18 protein-coding genes are annotated in these 16,764 nt (G+C 51.8%); 4 read left to right on the top strand and 14 right to left on the bottom strand.

The features are described from left to right. Positions 1 to 23: 23 nt before the first annotated feature. The 3 genes from nusG (at position 24) to rplA (ending at position 2,295) form a co-directional block, all read left to right on the top strand. On the top strand, positions 24 to 899 hold the full coding sequence (gene nusG, locus AC1EKS_RS03765) for a transcription termination/antitermination protein NusG (RefSeq protein ID WP_481009732.1): 876 nt from the start codon (positions 24 to 26) through the stop codon (positions 897 to 899). 163 nt (positions 900 to 1,062) lie between these two features. Then, a complete protein-coding gene (gene rplK, locus AC1EKS_RS03760) occupies positions 1,063 to 1,497 on the top strand; it encodes a 50S ribosomal protein L11 (protein WP_481009733.1) in 435 nt (144 codons plus the stop codon). Positions 1,498 to 1,578: 81 nt separating this feature from the next. Then, on the top strand, positions 1,579 to 2,295 hold the full coding sequence (gene rplA / locus AC1EKS_RS03755; RefSeq protein ID WP_481009734.1) for a 50S ribosomal protein L1: 717 nt from the start codon (positions 1,579 to 1,581) through the stop codon (positions 2,293 to 2,295). Positions 2,296 to 2,558: 263 nt separating this feature from the next. On the opposite strand, the gene AC1EKS_RS03750 is transcribed toward rplA, so the two are convergent. The 8 genes from AC1EKS_RS03750 to AC1EKS_RS03715 form a co-directional block, all read right to left on the bottom strand. Next, a complete protein-coding gene (locus AC1EKS_RS03750; RefSeq protein WP_481009735.1) occupies positions 2,559 to 2,771 on the bottom strand; it encodes a FeoA family protein in 213 nt (70 codons plus the stop codon). A gap of 38 nt (positions 2,772 to 2,809) precedes the next feature. Beyond that, positions 2,810 to 3,031, bottom strand: a complete 222-nt coding sequence (locus tag AC1EKS_RS03745; protein ID WP_481009736.1) for a hypothetical protein — start codon at positions 3,029 to 3,031, stop codon at positions 2,810 to 2,812. A gap of 15 nt (positions 3,032 to 3,046) precedes the next feature. Then, positions 3,047 to 3,478: a hypothetical protein gene (locus AC1EKS_RS03740; protein ID WP_481010232.1), complete on the bottom strand. Its 432-nt coding sequence runs from the start codon at positions 3,476 to 3,478 to the stop codon at positions 3,047 to 3,049. After that, positions 3,432 to 4,904, bottom strand: coding sequence for a ferrous iron transporter B (gene feoB, locus AC1EKS_RS03735; protein ID WP_481010231.1), 1,473 nt, complete (start codon positions 4,902 to 4,904; stop codon positions 3,432 to 3,434). The genes AC1EKS_RS03740 and feoB overlap by 47 nt, the downstream gene beginning before the upstream one ends. Before the next feature lie 80 nt (positions 4,905 to 4,984). Further along, on the bottom strand, positions 4,985 to 5,065 hold the full coding sequence (locus AC1EKS_RS03730; protein ID WP_481010272.1) for a FeoB small GTPase domain-containing protein: 81 nt from the start codon (positions 5,063 to 5,065) through the stop codon (positions 4,985 to 4,987). Between the two features lie 171 nt (positions 5,066 to 5,236). Further along, entirely contained in the window at positions 5,237 to 5,707 is a 471-nt protein-coding gene (locus tag AC1EKS_RS03725; RefSeq protein WP_481009738.1) for a septum formation family protein, read from the bottom strand. Positions 5,708 to 5,724: 17 nt separating this feature from the next. Beyond that, positions 5,725 to 6,771, bottom strand: a complete 1,047-nt coding sequence (locus AC1EKS_RS03720) for an inorganic phosphate transporter (protein ID WP_481009739.1) — start codon at positions 6,769 to 6,771, stop codon at positions 5,725 to 5,727. Between the two features lie 3 nt (positions 6,772 to 6,774). Further along, positions 6,775 to 7,398 (bottom strand): DUF47 domain-containing protein, encoded by a 624-nt coding sequence (locus AC1EKS_RS03715; RefSeq protein WP_481009740.1) that lies wholly within the window; start codon positions 7,396 to 7,398, stop codon positions 6,775 to 6,777. 635 nt (positions 7,399 to 8,033) lie between these two features. Here AC1EKS_RS03715 and AC1EKS_RS03710 point away from each other — a divergent pair. After that, entirely contained in the window at positions 8,034 to 9,032 is a 999-nt protein-coding gene (locus AC1EKS_RS03710) for a hypothetical protein (RefSeq protein ID WP_481009741.1), read from the top strand. A gap of 792 nt (positions 9,033 to 9,824) precedes the next feature. On the opposite strand, the gene AC1EKS_RS03705 is transcribed toward AC1EKS_RS03710, so the two are convergent. The 6 genes from AC1EKS_RS03705 to AC1EKS_RS03680 form a co-directional block, all read right to left on the bottom strand. Beyond that, positions 9,825 to 10,469 (bottom strand): MusI family membrane protein, encoded by a 645-nt coding sequence (locus tag AC1EKS_RS03705; RefSeq protein WP_481009742.1) that lies wholly within the window; start codon positions 10,467 to 10,469, stop codon positions 9,825 to 9,827. Positions 10,470 to 10,504: 35 nt separating this feature from the next. Beyond that, positions 10,505 to 11,554: a LacI family DNA-binding transcriptional regulator gene (locus tag AC1EKS_RS03700; RefSeq protein ID WP_481010229.1), complete on the bottom strand. Its 1,050-nt coding sequence runs from the start codon at positions 11,552 to 11,554 to the stop codon at positions 10,505 to 10,507. Positions 11,555 to 11,658: 104 nt separating this feature from the next. After that, a complete protein-coding gene (locus AC1EKS_RS03695) occupies positions 11,659 to 12,567 on the bottom strand; it encodes a carbohydrate ABC transporter permease (protein WP_481009744.1) in 909 nt (302 codons plus the stop codon). Continuing rightward, positions 12,564 to 13,406: a carbohydrate ABC transporter permease gene (locus AC1EKS_RS03690; RefSeq protein ID WP_481009745.1), complete on the bottom strand. Its 843-nt coding sequence runs from the start codon at positions 13,404 to 13,406 to the stop codon at positions 12,564 to 12,566. Before AC1EKS_RS03690 ends, AC1EKS_RS03695 begins: the two co-directional genes overlap by 4 nt. A 154-nt stretch (positions 13,407 to 13,560) precedes the next feature. Next, positions 13,561 to 14,889 carry an ABC transporter substrate-binding protein gene (locus AC1EKS_RS03685; protein ID WP_481009746.1) on the bottom strand — a complete coding sequence of 443 codons (1,329 nt, stop codon included), beginning with the start codon at positions 14,887 to 14,889 and terminating at the stop codon, positions 13,561 to 13,563. A 263-nt stretch (positions 14,890 to 15,152) separates the two neighbouring features. Continuing rightward, positions 15,153 to 16,520 (bottom strand): C40 family peptidase, encoded by a 1,368-nt coding sequence (locus AC1EKS_RS03680; protein ID WP_481009747.1) that lies wholly within the window; start codon positions 16,518 to 16,520, stop codon positions 15,153 to 15,155. Between the last annotated feature and the right edge of the window lie 244 nt (positions 16,521 to 16,764).

The raw sequence follows: 16,764 nt of genomic DNA, 5'->3' as shown, positions 1-16,764 counted from the left end.
ATAAGGAGCAGGAAGAAACTACTGTGAGTAACGATCCCGTATTCTCCTCCGAGGCAGGTACTTCTGCCGACGCGAGTGCGCAGGCTGAAAGCAGCGACCAGGTTACGGCAGCTGAGGAAACCCAAGCTCCCGTAGAGGAAGTTTCCGCGGAAACGGCAGCCCCTGCTGAAGAAGCTTCTCCCGCGTCCGAATCCTCTCCGGCGGAGCTGGAAATTACTGACACCCCGCAAGATCAAGAGCTTGCCCCCTCAGCCACCGCTGAGGAGCTTTCTAAGGCCGAGCAAGACAAGTTGCGCGAGGAACTAGAGTTCCTGCCGGGGTATTGGTACGTCCTTCACACCTATTCCGGATATGAGCGCCGGGTGAAAGCCAATCTGGAACAACGGATTGTAACTTTCAATATGGAAGATCAGATCTACCAGATCGAAGTGCCGATGGAAAAAGTCGTCCAGGTTAAATCCACGGAACGTAAAGTGGTGGATCGGGTACGGATTCCTGGTTATGCCCTGGTGCGGATGGAGCTAGTCGAAGACGCTCCCGATGCCTGGCGGGTAGTGAAGGAAACTCCGGCAGTCACCGGATTCGTGGGAGATTCGCAACACCCGATGCCTCTAACCGAAGACGAAGTGGTGTCTATGTTGGCGCCCACTCCGGCCTCGATTAAGGCCGCAGAGCTGCAAGATGAACGCTCCAGCAAGGCTAAGGCCGCGGAACAGCCGGTGGTAGAGGTTGATTTCGAGGTTGGCGAAAATGTCACCGTCACCGATGGACCGTTTGCGACTATGCCGGCTACTATCTCCGAGATTATGCCTGACCAGCAGAAACTTAAAGTGCTGGTGGTCATTTTCGACCGGGAGACTCCGGTAGAGCTCGGATTTAACCAGGTAGCAAAGATTTAATTGCTCACAGTGAGCAGTTCAAATTGGTTGTAAGGGTGACTACGCCCTTAGAATGGACCATTGTGCTGGGAGTTTTTCTACGGAAAAATTGCTAGGCACCAATAAGTTTCCGGCAACCGCCGGGATAAGAAAATCAAGAAGTTATTTTTGAGAAGGACCCTATATGCCTGCAAAGAAGAAAAAGGTAATCGGCCTGATCAAGTTACAGATCGAGGCCGGTGCTGCTAATCCGGCGCCCCCGGTGGGGCCGGCGCTTTCGCAGCACCAGGTAAATATCATGGAGTTCTGCAAGGCCTACAATGCGGCTACGCAGGACCAGCGCGGGAACGTGATTCCGGTAGAGATCTCCGTTTACGAAGATCACTCCTTTGACTTTGTTCTCAAGTCCCCGCCGGCAGCTCAGCTGATTAAGAAAGCTGCTGGAATTCCCAAAGGCTCGGGAACTCCTAACACCAACAAGGTTGCGAAGCTGACCCTGGATCAGGTGAAAGAGATTGCCGAACAAAAGAAGGATGACTTGAACGCGAACGATATCGATGCGGCAGCAAAGATTATCGCGGGAACGGCTCGTTCGATGGGAGTAGTAGTCGAGGGTTAACCCGACGCTACCTAGATAAATAAGACTATTAACCGTGGAGGGGAACGTGCGCCCTCACCACAACCTGCAAGGAGAAAGCAGATGAAAAAGCACTCGAAAGCCTTTAAACAGGCTGCGGAGAAAGTTCATAAGGATCGGCTCTATCAACCGTTAGAGGCTTTCCGCTTGGCGAAAGAGATTGCCTCGACCAAATTTGATTCCACCGTGGATGCGGTTTTCCGCCTCACGGTAGATCCGCGTAAATCGGACCAGATGATTCGCGGCACCGTTTCTTTGCCCAATGGCACTGGCAAGACCGTTAGGGTCCTGGTTTTTGCCAATAGCCCCAAAGACAAGGAAGCCTTAGACGCGGGAGCGGACGAGGCCGGCGGCGACGAGCTGATCGAAAAAGTTCAGGGCGGATACTTGGACTTTGACGTAGCAGTAGCTACTCCCGACATGATGGGTAAAGTAGGACGCCTCGGTCGGGTCCTGGGGCCGCGTGGCCTCATGCCTAACCCGCGTACCGGTACCGTCACTATGGACGTAGCCAAGGCGGTTAAAGAGATCAAAGGCGGACGCATTGACTTCCGGGTTGATAAGCACGCTAATCTGCACGTAGTGCTCGGTAAGAGCTCTTTCGATGCCGAGAAGCTAGCGGAGAATTACCAGGCAGTCCTGGATGAAATTCTGCGTTTGCGCCCGGCAGCTCTCAAGGGTCTGTACATCAAGAAGATCGCTATCTCTACTTCCATGGGTCCGTCCATTCCTTTGGACAGCTCCCTGACTAAAGATCTAGCGACTGACGATCCTCGCTAAGGATTGCCGCACCCGCCTACGGGGGCAGTGCAAATAGCTGAAAATCTAAAGGGGATCCCGCCGGTGGAAAAATCCACCGGCGGGATCCCCTTTTAGCTTTTCGGGTAAATCCAAATATTTGCTTATATAAGGGGCGCGGCCGGTAAAAGATACGACAGGGGCTTGACCTGCGAAGCAGGTCATGGGGTCCCCGGAGTGCTTTTGCCGAGCCAGCCCCTGGACGCAGGGGAAGAATAATCGCTAAAAGGCACTCCGCCGGCGCCCTAGATCATAATGGCGGCGGCAATCTGATTATCGATGCTGTACCGGCTATCTTTGATCACTACGATGCACATCTTGCGTTTACGGGAAATAATCGTAATTTCCTGACCGCTGTAGCACCCCAGACGAAACAGGAAACTGTCCATCTCCGGGTCGTCAGTGTCTATATCTTGCACGATATAGGTTTGACCCTCGACGGCTTCCAGAAGATTCATTCTTTCCTTTGTGTCGTAAGTTGGCTTTGTCTCGCAAGCTAGTGACAGTGACATTTCGGCTCACCTGCCTGGTTAGTAATCCCCACTATTTGTAGGTTATGGCGGTTCCCCGAACTGGAGGCAACCTGGGTATTTATAGTGCAGGAGGAGGCGACCGGGCAGCCGATGCACTTAGTGCCTTTGCGTTTCTCCTTGATGATATAGGTGATGGCTCCACCGACAATCGCTACCAGAGCCAGACTGGCAATAACGGTACTCAACTTTCGTCCTCTTTCTTAAGCGGCCTTCTGCACCTGCTGGTGCAGGTTGTACTTGGCGGCAAAGTTGGCGTGAATTCGGTGAGAAATCAGCGCAATCGCTCCCGCCATTACGACTACTGCAATCAGTCCCGGAACGAAACCGGCTGCCAGGTGACCCTCAATAATCAGGGTTCCTACTTGGTTAACCAAGAAAGCAACGGTATAGCCGGTGCAGAACTGCAGCCCGATGGCACTCCACAGCCAGTGGCGATCGCGCATTTCGGAGTTCATGGCTCCGATAGCGGCAAAACACGGCGGGGTGTAGAGGTTAAAGAACAGGTAGGCGAGGGCGCTGACTGAAGTTAGCCCCATGGTGGCGGCAACAGTGTTGGCACCACCAGTCATTGCTAACTCGTCGGTATCAATAAAGCGGGTAAGACCGTAAACCACGGCTAAGGTGCCGACCACGTTTTCTTTGGCGATAAATCCGGTCACGGCAGCGGCTGCCAGCTGCCAGGTGCCAGGTGCCAAAGCCCAGCGGGATTAGCAATATCGAGAAGGGGGTAGCGATCGAGGCCAAGATAGAGGTGTTTTTCGCGCCCTCTGCTACTTCTTGGAAACTCCAATTGAAAGTCTGCATTAGCTGCACTACCAGGCTGCAAACCAGAATAATAGTGGCGGCTTTAATAATGTAGGCCTTGGCGCACTCTAGCATCGACAAGGTGGCGTGCCACAGGGAAGGCATCCGGTAGCGGGGTAGCTCCATGATGAAAAAAGTTTTCCGAAACTTGTGTCCGGTTACCATTTTTACCAGCAATGCCCCTAAGAAAATCAGGCACAGCCCCAGGAAGTAGCTAACCCAACTCACCCAGGCAGAGCCCGCAAAAAAGGCTCCACAGAAGAGGGCAATCACCGGAATTTTTGCCCCGCAGGGAATGAAAGAAGCCAGCATGGCGGTGGCGCGGCGTTCGCGTTCATCCCTGATAGTCCGGCAACTCATAATGCCGGGGATGGCGCAACCGGTGCTGATCACGATGGGGATTACAGACTTACCCGACAGACCCACGCGCTTGAAAATGGGGTCAAGCACGGCGCTAACCCGCGCCATATACCCGGATTCTTCCAATAGAGCCAACAGGAAGTACATCACCATTACCAGGGGGAGGAAGCCGATAACTGCCCCTACCCCTCCGATAAGCCCATCGGCGATAATAGTGCGCAAGAGGGCGGAGCCGTCCTCCATTTGTTCGCTGGTCCAGTCCTGGAAGGTCTCAATCCAGCCCACTAACCAGTCCGCGATCAACGGACCGAGGTAGGTTTGAGAAATCGCAAACACTGCCCACATAATCGCCGCGAAAATTGCTATGCCCGCGAATTTATTGGTTAGCACTGCGTCTAAGGTGTCTTGGCGAGTGTGGGCAGCAACCTTCACTGCCCGTTTTTCTACCGAGTCTACTATCGAGTCCACAAACTCGTAGCGACGCCGGTCTTCCTTATCAACTGCCTGTTTGTCGGTAAGATCGATATCCTTCTGCAGGTAAGGAGCTTTTTGCCCTTGTCCTTCCTGGGTAAAAATTTCCTTTAAGACCTGGCCTAAACCGTTGTTCTCTTTCGCAGTGGAAACCGTAGGTACCACCGGACATCCCAATTCGCCCTGAAGTTTTTGGACATCAATCCGGGTGTCTTCCTTTTCGTTGATATCGCTCTTATTGAGGGCAACCACCACCGGAACCCCCAACTCTAATAGCTGGGTAGTAAAGAAGAGGGAGCGGCGCAGATTGGTGGCATCAACGATATTAACGATGGCGTCCGGGTTAGCGTCATGGACGTATTTACTGGTGATGCTTTCCTCGGGAGTGAAAGGAGACATGGAGTAAGCCCCGGGTAAGTCCACGGCAATGGTTTCCCTCTCACCGCTAAAATCATTTTTTAGCCTAGCCTCAGCTTGTCCAACGGTGACTCCACCCCAGTTGCCTACCTTGGCTTTTTTCCGGTAAGCGCATTAAACATAGTGGTCTTACCGCTATTGGGGTTACCGGCAAAAGCGATTCTCATGGCATAATCCTGTCGAAGTTTCGCTGCATTAATAGAAAAACTTACGTTTACCTAAGTAATGACACTACTCATTGTAAGGAAAACCTTACTAGGAGGTAAATCCTGGATCTCTCCCCGACCATGACAAAAATATTTACTGCTACTGTCAAAGACGGGAAGGGTGTTAAGAAACTACTTTCCCGAATCCTGTAATGAACCCTTTTGTGCCGGCAGGCTGAGTGCCACGCAGGTTAACTTCCGTTCTCTCTGATCTTTCCAACTGGTTTCGGTAGGGGACAGCGGATATATATCCCACTTGGAATCGCGATAGCTGGCTCCCGCGAAGCGTTCAAATTCTCGGGCACATTCTTTAGAGGCTAAGTCATAAAGCTGCTTTTCGCCCGGGTAGGCGGTGCCTGTCAGCTTCTTTATTCCCACTACTTGGGAGTTGTGGGAGCGCTGGCAACTTATCCGCTCTACCTGCCCGGCGGGTTGGGTACCGGTGAGCACTTCCTCGGGCATGTTGAAACAGTCGCCAACTTCCAATTCGGAGGTTGCAATCGGTTGCGAGGAGCATCCACTTAAAGCCCCCAGACCAAGGGTGGCGAGGACGCAGCAGAGCGCGAGGTGCGTCCTCAGACGAGGGAACGAGGAAATAGACATCACTTATAGATTAGCCGTTAATAGGGGAAGATAGCATGAATCAGGAAATAACTGATCGCTCCAATCAGACCCGCACCCGGCAAAGTTAGTACCCAGGCTATCGCGATATTTCCGGCTACTCCCCAGCGCACTGCGGAAAGGCGCTTGGTAGCACCTACTCCCATAATCGCGGCGGAAACCGACTGGGTAGTAGAAATTGGGGCGTGCCAAAGGAACGCGGTGATATAGAGAATTGAGGCGGAAGTCGCTTCTGCGACAAACCCGTGAGCTGGAGTAACGTCAATAACTTTCGACCCCAGGGTGCGCATGATCCGTCCGCCGCCAAAATAGGTGCCTACGGAAATCGCACCGGCGGCAGCCAGTTTGACCCAGAAAGGAATCTCCATCGAACCATCGGGAGCAGTAGCGTGATACCCGGCAGCTAGCAGTGCCATGGTAATGATCCCCATGGTTTTTTGAGCGTCCTGGAGGCCGTGACCGAGCGCCATTGCCGCCGCCGAAAAACGCTGCATAAAGCGGAAGTTATTCATAGTGCGGTGATATGAGGCTCTTTGCAGCGCAGACAGCAAGAACCGCATCACGAAATAGGCAGTGAAAAAGCCCAGCAAGGGAGAAACCACCATGGGGATCAGCACATGGTTGACGATTCCCATCCATTTCACGGTGATCATAGCAGCCAATCCAACTCCCGCCATACCGCCAATTAGGGCGTGAGAGGAAGAAGAGGGCAAACCAAAATACCAGGTGATGATGTTCCAGATAATCGCCCCCACCAGGGCAGCCAATATGATCACCAGACCATGCTGGCGATCAGCCATAGAAGTTGAGTCGGTGAAATGGGAAATATCAATAATCCCGTTTCCGATGGTTTGGGCTACCCCGGTACCCAACATCGCGCCAATAACATTCATGATAGCTGCCATTAAAAGAGCAGACTTCGGGCGCATAGAGCGGGTAGAAACACAGGTGGCGATGGCGTTGGCGGCATCATGAAAGCCATTGGTGAAATCGAAGATCAAAGCAATGGCGACTACGGCGATCACCAAGGCCAAGGTGGTGTCCACGGCTTACGACTCCTTGATGTAGATAGCCTCAACCGCGTTAGCTAAGGTTTCGAAAGAATCGCAGGCAGTCTCTAAAGACTCGATTACGTCCTTAATCTTGATTACGTAGATCGGGTCAGATTCGGACGTGAATACCTCGGCCAACATTTTTCGGTACTGTTTATCGCCCTTGTTCTCCAGGCTGTTGATATGCACCGTGAAGTCTTTGAGGTCGCGCCCTCCCCGCAGTTTTGGTATCGCCTTCGCGGTTTCCTGGGCGCACTCCCGCAAGATGTTTGCATGTTTTTCCAGCCGCCGCGGAATATCCTGAATTTCGTAGAGGACGATCAAATCCCCGGCCTCGTCGATCCCGTCCATGCAATCATCTAACGCTCCGGTTAGTAGGGAGATATCCTCCCGATCCATGGGGGTGACAAAAGTTGCATTAAGCATACTCATGGTGCGGTGGGTGATTACGTCCGAGTCATGCTCTAGATCATGTAGCTGCGCACGTAGCTCTTTGCGCTCCTCGAGAGAGTCAACTTGGGTGATTTTCAACAACAGTTCGGAGGCGGCATCCAGGTTTTGTGCCGCTTTGGTGAACAGGTCGAAGAAATCTTCTGTTTTCCGCTTCTTCTTGAACAGCATCGGTGCCTCCTTGGCGAAGAACTATCCCCCCTTAGAGTATCCAACTTTTGTTCGTAAACTAAAATTCTTATTCTCTTAACTTTTTAGGAAAATAAATCGGAGTCTAGCTGCGAAAATATGAGGATGTATCGATGGGGCGGATGGGACTTTGGTACTGAATTTTCCTAAGAAATATAGGGCTCTTTAGAACCCAATAACCGGCGAAGTTGTCGGTAAATCTAGCAATGTAGGTATAAAGACGGACCAACGGCCCAAAAAAAGAGGTGGATGTCTAGATTTTAGTTAACGCGGGGTCAGGGAAGAGAATGCCAGGTGCGCGTAGTTGGGTACGAAGTGGGCGCTGCGATTGAAATAAACCTGGTGGAAACTAGCTGCCGGGAAACGAATTGCCGAGGGGTGGGCAAGGGCAGTTCACAAAAGTAAAAAACGCCGGACCGAGAAGCGCCAGTCGGCGCTGAGGCCGCTCGTAGCGGCAATTTTTGGAGCCCGGGGCTAAACGATCCGACGCCCTTATAGTCTAGCGAAAGCCGCCAACCCGTGCATCTGGCACGGTAGAGGACGTCGAGCGGAAACTTTGCGGGCGAACCGTTTAGCTCTCTTTGCTCTGGGAACGCCAATATAGGGATAATGGGGAGGTGATTAACACTGCCCGAAAATATCGTTTACGCCGACTAGCGGCCCTGTTGATATTGGTGATATTGCTGGCAGTAATCGCCCTGGTGGCGAACCTGATTTATGGGTTTGTTAAGCAACAAAAATCTGCGGTATTTACTCCCGAACCCACTATGCCCCCAGTCAGCGCAGAGGGTTTCGATGCCGCCGATCTAATCAGCGAGGCGGAGTTCACTCGTTGGGATTCGCTGTCTGCCTCCCAAATTCAGGCATTTATCACGGATTGGGGTTACGGATGCCGCAGTGGCAAAGCTAAGGCAATGCCGGAAAGCACCGGGGTTTCTAGTGCGAGCGCCGCCCGCGAGAACCAGGAGGTGGCGGTACCTTGCTTGAAAGATTTTCGCGCGAGCTTGCGCCCCCATAATGCTGATCGCTTTTGCCCGCAGCCAGTTCAGGGCGGCGACAATCTCAGTGCCGGCGAGGTTATCGCCCAGGTTTCGCGCAGTTGCAAGATTAATCCGAAGGCAATTTTGGTGACCCTGCAAAAGGAACAGGGCTTGATTACTGTTTCTTCTTCCCGCCTCACCCCGCGGCGTTATGAAATAGCGATGGGGTATGGCTGTCCCGATCATACCCATTGTGACTCCCAGTTTTACGGGTTCGGCACCCAGGTGTACTACGCGGCGCGTCAGTGGCGACGCTATCAGGCAGACCCCAGTCAATACGATGTGCAAGCGGGCAAACCGGTCACTTTAGGTTTTGGTCCAGATTCGCGCTGCGGGAGTAAAGAAATTATTCCCCAAAACTGGCCCACCGCCGCCCTCTACAACTACACCCCCTATTTAGCGTCTGCCGATGCGTTAGCAGGACTTAGCGACGAGTGTGCCCAGCCAGGGAACCTAAATTTCTATCAGTTCTATAAAGCCTGGTTTGGAGATCCGCGAAATGGTGGGGGTGGGGTCCTTACCCGCAAGGCGTTGGCACAAAGACAGGCGCAGCAAAAAGCAAAAGCTACCAATTAGGCGTGGAATTTTAATAAAACTCATAGGTATTTCTGCTGGTTAATGCTATAATGACGGTGAGCGTTTGCAAGTTGACGCTCTGGCGGAGGATGTTATGGGAGGTATCCTGCGCCTAGGGGAGGATGCCAGGTATTTTCCCCTTACTCGGATCCCTAACGAGTTGTATTAGGGACTTGGGGGCTCAGGCAGGAAGCCTGGGCCCCCAAGTAATTCCCCTCCTCCCCTTGAATGCCTTTTTCAGCGCATTCTAACTAGCTCTTTCCCTGTAGAGATGGCGCAGTAACGTATCGCACGGGGGCTGGGCTTTTCCTCCCGCCCAAGAATTCGGAAAACGTAGCGACGTTTTCCGAATTCTTATGCCCACCGCACCTGCTCGGATAAAACCCAGCCCCCGCGCTAACCTTGGTCCCCACGCACAAGGGTCGCGGCCGGTAAAAGATACGAAAAGATATGAGAGGGACACGCACTGATTCATTACTTTAAGAATAAAAAACATTGCCTTCTAGCGTGCCACGATAAAGCCCTATCCACGCCTAGCGAAGAAATGAGGCTGCGGAGTGCGATTTCTGGACGTACCCCCGAGCGCGAGAGAGAAGTTTTATCCGAGTCGGCTAGGCGGGCGCAAAACTCGAAAAATGCCTTGGTCTTTTTTCGAGTTTTTGGGCAGGAGGAAAAAATTCTCTTTCGCGCGTAATACGGGTACAGGGAGGAAAAACTTTTCCCCGCATATAACCGCATATACCGTGTGCAGCAGAAACAATCGGAACCTCGGGGATCCTCACTTAGGTGCAGTTAGTCGGTGGGGTCGGGATTTTTTAGGGCTGTTAGGGGGGAGTCTAAAACTAGCGCCTGCAGGAAAAGAATAAACCCGGTACCGAAAAGAGGCATCAAGATTATGCCACTCCAGACAAGACTGGGACGCAGGTAGAGGGCAGCTAGCGGCAGGGTTGCAAACAGTAGCGCGCTGAGGGTGCGCGGCAAACATCCAATGGCCAGCAGTGCGGCGTTGCGCAAGGTTTGAGTAAACGAGGCTGAGAACTGGGAGGCATAGGCAAAGAACCAGATTGCCATAGCAGCTATTACCGCCATACCAACTAGTACTCCGGCGCGCATCACCAGATGCCAGGTGGGGGAGGCCGGTAAATATTTTATTAACGCCAGCTGGTAGGCGCCTACTAGTAGCAGGAAAACCAATAGTATTCCGCCCGGTAGGCTAGAGCGGAAGTCCGCGCGAAATTGACGCCAAAAGGTGAATCCGGGCTTAGCGCCTTCTTCGCGTACGATTTTCAGCAACACGTAGAAACCGGCGCTTAAAGCTGGACCGATAGTTATCACCGGGATCGAAGCGATGGTAATAAAGGCGCTGAGCATCGCCACGTCCGCGATTAGAGTCAGCACGGCTGCAAATGATCCGTACTGAGAGAAGAATCGATTCATGGTACTTCTAAACTATCGTTAACGGTTGGCGTTGGCTAAATGCGAGGGGCCTGGCCGGTGGAATCGGCAACCAGCAGTTTACCTTGCAATAATACCTGTGGATTTTCTAGAGGTTGTTTTTTTATTTTGGCGAATAACAGACGACAGGAGTTTTCAGCTATTTCGTGGATGGGCTGTTCAATGGTGGTTAGTGCGGGGTTGGTGTAGCGGGCAAACTGGATCCCATCAAAGCCGGTTACTGAAACCTGGCGTGGAATTTCTAGTCCCGCATCTATCAGCGCCTTTTGGGCGCCTAAAGCAATCACGTCGCTGATAGCGACCACGGCGGTAAAAGGTATCTGGCGTGCCAGCAGTCTGCGTGCCAGCTCGTATCCGTAACTGAATGAGTAGGGATCATCGCCTTCGCCACCCCGCACAATCAAACGCTCGTCAGAGCTAATTCCGTGTGCTTTTAGGGCGGAGATAAACGCTTTTTTTCGGATTGCTCCCACAGATCGTTCTGCCTGGTCGGGGCCGAGGAACGCGATCTGGCGGTGTCCCAGCTCGGTGAGGTGCGAAACGATTTGAGAAATTCCGTGGGTGTCATCGACGCTTACGGCAGCAATAGAACTATCCCAGGCGGGTGCGGGAGGGACTGTGCTCAGCACAAAGGGGAGGGGAAAGTCGTCAAAAATTGCAGTGGATTCGCGTGCTTCTCCTCCCAGGAAAAGTACCCCGGTGGCTCCCGAGTCTTGATAGGCGCTGCGTCCGATGCTAACTTCGTCGGCTTCGTGGGATACCCGCAACAGTGACATTTGGTAACTGTGTGCGCGAATGGCCTCCTCGAGTGGATCGATAAGGGACAGGAAGAAAGGGTTCGAGGGCCCCTTCATCACCACTGCAATGTTGTTTAGGTGTTGAGCCCGCAAGCTTTGGGCGTGACGGTTGGGCTGATATTGCATTTCCTCGGCAATTTTTAGAATCCGTGCCCGGGTTATTGGAGAAATGCCACTACTATCATTCAGCGCGCGCGAAACCGTGGTGATGCCGACCTGAGCGGCGGCAGCTACATCCCGGATAGTCACGGCGGGCGACGAATGAGACATGGAAATAAATCCTTGATTCAAAAGAGTGTTTTAATGGTGATAACGATAGGCAGAATTGGGGTGGAAACGTTTTTGTTTCCACCCCAATTCGTGAAGGCGGAGTTTTAGCCTTTAACGGCGCCGGCGGCCACACCCTCGATAATGTACTTCTGCATGAAGATGTAGAAGATAATAATCGGGATGATTGCCAGTACCAGCATGGCCATCAATGCGCCCATGTCTTTGTTGCCATTTGATCCCAGCAGCGACTGCACCACGATTGGAATGGTGCGGTATTCGCTGCCTGGTCCCAAAACTAAGTTGGGGAGCAGGAAGTCGTTCCAGATCCACATGGTGTTGAGGATGGCAACGGTAATCGCGGTGGGTTTCAGTATCGGCAGCACTACCCGGAAATAGGTCTGCACCGGGTTACAACCGTCGATAGTGGCTGCCTCTTCAATGTCAATCGGAATCGATTTTATGAAACCGGAAAACATAAAAACGCTTAGCCCCGCCCCGAAGCCTAGGTAGAGAATCACCAAACCTTGAGGGTTATCCAGCCTTAGGATGCTGGAAAACTGCACCGTAGGGAACATAACCATCTGGAAGGGAATCACCATCGAGAATACAAAAATGTAATACAAGACGCTGGTCCACCAAGTCTTTACCCGGGTGATGTAGTAGGCGGTCATCGCACAAAGCATCACGATTACGAAAACCGATCCAATAGTTATTACAAAAGACCATAGAATTGCGCTGAGGAGGTGCGAGGTTTCTAATCCGTTGAGGTAATTATTAATACCATAAAAGTCGTCGCCTAGGGGCATAGAGAAAGGGTCGTTAGAAATCGCGAACCTAGACTTGAAAGAGTTTAGGAATACGAACAGAATCGGCCCGATGAATATGCAGGTCAAAAAGACCAAGATGGTATAGAGAATCACCTTGCCAACTGGATTGACGCCCGGGTTCTTAGTAGCTTCAGCAACCTTCTGTTTGGCATCAGGCTGCGTGGCGACAGTAGTAGCGTTGCTCATGCTTCAATCTCCTTTGAACGAGTTGCTCGTAGCTGGAACATGGCGATCGCCACCACCACTACTACGAAAATAACTGCCTTGGCTTGACCAATACCCTCTTTATGCTGGCGAAACATGGTATTAACTATGTTGAGGGCCACCATTTCGGTTTGGCGAGAGGGAGCGCCGTTGGTTAACGCCAGGTTTTGGTCGTACATCTTGAAAGTGTTCGACAAGGTTAGGAAGAGGCAAATAGTGATGGAAGGCATCACCATCGGTATGGTGACATTGCGCAATACCTCCCAGGGGCTGGCTCCATCAATTTTTGCGGCCTCGGTGAGTTCTGGAGGAACGTTTTGCAGGCCGGCAATATAGATAATCATCATATAGCCGACTAACTGCCAGTTAATCAGAATAATCAACCCTAAATAACCATATTTCCAGTCGGTAGCCAAGGTAGTGCCATATTTCAGCAAAACCGAGTTGATGATGATCTGCCAGGTATAACCCAAGACGATGCCGCCAATAAGGTTGGGCATGAAGAAAACTGTACGGAAAAAGTTAGTGCCGTTTAGTTTGCGGGTCAGAGCCCAGGCGATCGCGAATGCAAAAAGGTTTACGGTAATAATCGAAACTATTACTACTAATACCGTGAAGATGAACGCGGAAGTGAAACCTAATCGTGTGGCAAAAATGTCTCTATAATTCTGAAATCCGACAAAAGATACTTTCTTAAGGGTCGTGAATTTACAGAAGGATAGGAAGAAACCAACGATGAACGGTATCAGGAAGGCGATCAGAAAGGCTGCCAAGGTTGGCAGCACAAAAAGTGGAAAATAATGTTTTAAATTCGACTTCATTGTCTATCCATTTCCTATGGTCGGCGGATAAAAGATTGAGCAATCACTCGCGCAACTAAAGCTAGGTTAACTGACAACAGGTTGCCTTTCGTCTATTTGTGCCTTTGGAAGCGGGGCGATCGCCCTCTTTTATCTAACCGAGGTGATTTCTTTGTTACTGCTTTTCGGCTATCCAGCCGTCTTGGAATTTTTTTACTACGGTTTTCCAACTCATATTTCCGGTGGCGTATTGCGCCAGATCTTGACCGAAGTCGTCCTTAAACTGTGAGGACGGGTAAGTGGTAAAGATCCACGGCACCGTAGTCAGCTTGTCGTTGGTCATGGAAGCCGCAATTTCCTTGGCCAGTGGGTCGTCCGGGATCTCGGTGGCAGAGAAAGACTTAAAAGGAGCGATAAAGCCCAGGTCTTCTACTACAAACTTCTTACCCTTTTCCGTGGTGAATAGCCAGTTGATAAAGTCAATGGTGGCTTTCTGATCAGCTTTGGGAACTTCTGAATTGATGGCCATGAAGGCTTCGGTTCCAACTGACAGCCCCTGCTTTTCTTCACCCTTGTGTCCGGTGTAGACCGGCAGCATCTTGATCTTATCTTCCTTAACGACGTTGCCATCAACATCCTTTATCTGGCTCCAAGCCCAGTTACCGTTTTGCACCATCGCCGCTTGCCCCTGCGCAAACTCAGCCATAGAGTCAGCCACGGACTTGGACGTATTAACTTTCTTGCTAACGGTGGAGTCAGTCAGGTAGAGATCAAACAGGTTCTTAAACTCTTTGTTGTACTTGAACTGGGCTTTTTCTTTATCAGTTACATTAGAGTCCTTGTACTCGTAGTACATAGAGATGTTTGACAGGTGGGTCTGCCAACGCCAATCTTCACCGGTCTGGAGGGAACTGGAGGCGAATGTACCTTTAATTCCCAGCTCCTTTTTACGTGCCTGCATATCATCGGCAACTTTTTTTAGGCTAGCAAAGTTGTTGATATCTTCTATCTTGGTGGCTTTGGCGCCCGGCATGGCGAAGTACTTGTCCATGATTTCCTGGTTATAGATAATGCCGTAGCCTTCTACTGCCGCCGGCACGCCGCGAACCCTGCCATTGCCATCCTTGAGTGCCAAATTAGGATCCTTTAAATCCTTGGCAAACTTGGTGTCGGTGAGATCAGCGGCGTAATCTCCCCAGATTTTGAGTGCTGTCGGGCCATTTATGTTAAACAGGGTCGGAGCGTCAGATTTAATAAGTTCTGACATCAAGGTCTGTTCGTAGGTACCAGAGGCGGCAGTAACCACCTTAATTTTCGCACCAGTATCTTTGGCATAGATCTTAGCGATTTTGTTAAAGGCGTCCTCCTGCTCTGGTTTCCAATTAAGCATATAAACTTTGCCCTTGCCGTCGTCAGCGCGGGAGCCTGAAGAGCAGGCTGCCAAGCCGGTCAATGCAAAGGCACTGGCAACAAAGGTTGCCAGAATGCGAGTTTTCCTCGACATTAACGTCCCCCTTTGGACCGTCGATGAGCAAGTGCGGGTAGGGTTCCCGCACTTCATCGGAAACGTTTCCGATGAACATTTATACCGTATCAAAAAGCCTTGGATATCGGAAGTACCTATTGCAGAATTGTTATCGCATTGTTAATTTCGGGGCCCGCTCTGGTGTTCCGTCAGCAAAAGCGGCGGCGGCGCGGGGGTAATCCTTCCGCGCCGCCGCCAGGCATTGCAATTTTCAGTTATTTGCCGGGTCGTGCCGGGCTTGTCTAGAGGACGCGCACGTACACGGGGTTCCCATATACTTTGGCAATCTTGACCCGATCTCCGGGCTTCGGAGCGTGGATCATATAGCCATTGCCGAGGTAGATGGCGACGTGACTAGAGTAGTTCACCATATCTCCGGGTTGCGCCTGAGAGCGGGAAATAATTCTTCCAGCTCCTCGCTGTTGTATTGCCCGCCGCGGCAGATTAATCCCGGCGGAGTGGCGATACACATAGGAAGTCAGGCCCGAGCAGTCAAACCCCTTGGGAGAAGACCCTCCCCATACGTAGGGCACTCCGATGAACTGCTTCGCATAAGAAATAATTTGCGAGCGGGAAGCCCCGGTGCGAGCTGTTGCCCTCTGACTAGTTTGTTTATTGGAAGCCTTGGTCTTGGCTTTTTTAGCCTTCGGCTCGCTCTGCTCAGTGCGATTACTGCTCTTGGTGCTCGCAGAAGAGTGCCTAGGCTCAGGTGAACTGGTATTCGCTTGCCTTTGCGCCTCGGCCCGCCGCTTAGCGGCTTCCTCGCGCGCTTTCTGCTGCTCTGCCTCTTTTCGGGCCTTTTCTTCCGCAGCCTTTAGAGCTGCCTGGGCCGCGGCTTCCTCGCGCGCTTTCTGCTCGGCTTCAATTTGCGCTTGGCGTTCTTTCTCTGCCTGTTCGGTTACGCCGCGGGCGGTAGCCAGCTGTTTGATTAGCGCCTCGCGCTGAGTCCCCAGATCGGAAAGTTGCTTCTCAGAGGCAGCTTTAAGTTGGTCAGCTGCATCCTTTTGAGTTTTAAGTTCGTTAGCTGCCTGCTCTCGATCTTGTTTTGCCTGATCAGCACGGTCTTGCAAAACGCTGGCAACCTTGGAGATGGAGTCAAAAGTCCGCATCTGGGCATCCGCCTTCGAACCGAATAGTTCGACGGATACCTTCCTCATTTCCACAGTCTGCAGACCGTCGGCGTCCAGGTAGGGAGTCAGGGAAGAAAGTGATCCCTGCGTAGTGTAGACAGTGCGTGCCAGACCAGCTAGGGCTTTCCGGGCCTGCTCAACCTTGCCTTGCGCCTCTTGAGAATCCTGGGCAGTTTTTTCTGCTGCCTGCTTGGCAATTACTAGGTTGGAGATGGCGTCGTTATAACTGGCTTCCGCTTCCTCGGCCAGATCCCGAGCATCTTGCGTCTGTGCGTTGACCTGGGCTAGTTGTGCCTCAATGGCGGCTACCGAGTTGGCGGCATTATTTTCTGCTTCCTTAGCCAGTTTTACCTTGTCATCCGCAGGCGAAGCGAAGGCTGCGGGTGCAAAAATCGAAGCGGAAGCCGCTAGGGCGAAACTGGCCGCGATGACCAATGCACTCCTACCAGTTTTTTGTCCCGCAAATTTGTGGGGCTTCATAGCTTTCCTCCTAGAGCGACTTTGGGAGTTATAAGTCGGACTAACTGCCACAATACCGCGCTTCGGTCCCTCTAACAACAAAATTCACTTTAATAACACATGTAACATGGGGAGAGCGAAGGGGGTGTCGGCTTAAAAACCCGTGGTTTCAAGCAGATTTACTAGTTCTACAAAACGAAACGCGCGGAAAACGCCAATTAGTGAGATATATCACCGATTAGTGTTATTGGCGTTTTCCGCGTGT

The sequence above is a fragment of the Varibaculum sp. C0165D1 genome, assembly GCF_056590355.1.
This window is presented reverse-complemented; position numbering and strand designations above follow the sequence as displayed.

Bases quoted from the DNA above. Each gene is read 5' to 3' on its own strand.
- rplK (WP_481009733.1), top strand. From the start codon at position 1,063: ATGCCTGCAAAGAAGAAAAAGGTAATCGGCCTGATCAAGTTACAGATC.
- rplA (WP_481009734.1), top strand. From the start codon at position 1,579: ATGAAAAAGCACTCGAAAGCCTTTAAACAGGCTGCGGAGAAAGTTCAT.
- AC1EKS_RS03750 (WP_481009735.1), bottom strand. From the start codon at position 2,771: ATGAATCTTCTGGAAGCCGTCGAGGGTCAAACCTATATCGTGCAAGAT.
- AC1EKS_RS03730 (WP_481010272.1), bottom strand. From the start codon at position 5,065: ATGAGAATCGCTTTTGCCGGTAACCCCAATAGCGGTAAGACCACTATG.
- AC1EKS_RS03725 (WP_481009738.1), bottom strand. From the start codon at position 5,707: ATGTCTATTTCCTCGTTCCCTCGTCTGAGGACGCACCTCGCGCTCTGC.
- AC1EKS_RS03715 (WP_481009740.1), bottom strand. From the start codon at position 7,398: ATGCTGTTCAAGAAGAAGCGGAAAACAGAAGATTTCTTCGACCTGTTC.
- AC1EKS_RS03705 (WP_481009742.1), bottom strand. From the start codon at position 10,469: ATGAATCGATTCTTCTCTCAGTACGGATCATTTGCAGCCGTGCTGACT.
- AC1EKS_RS03700 (WP_481010229.1), bottom strand. From the start codon at position 11,554: ATGTCTCATTCGTCGCCCGCCGTGACTATCCGGGATGTAGCTGCCGCC.
- AC1EKS_RS03695 (WP_481009744.1), bottom strand. From the start codon at position 12,567: ATGAGCAACGCTACTACTGTCGCCACGCAGCCTGATGCCAAACAGAAG.
- AC1EKS_RS03690 (WP_481009745.1), bottom strand. From the start codon at position 13,406: ATGAAGTCGAATTTAAAACATTATTTTCCACTTTTTGTGCTGCCAACC.
- AC1EKS_RS03685 (WP_481009746.1), bottom strand. From the start codon at position 14,889: ATGTCGAGGAAAACTCGCATTCTGGCAACCTTTGTTGCCAGTGCCTTT.
- AC1EKS_RS03680 (WP_481009747.1), bottom strand. From the start codon at position 16,520: ATGAAGCCCCACAAATTTGCGGGACAAAAAACTGGTAGGAGTGCATTG.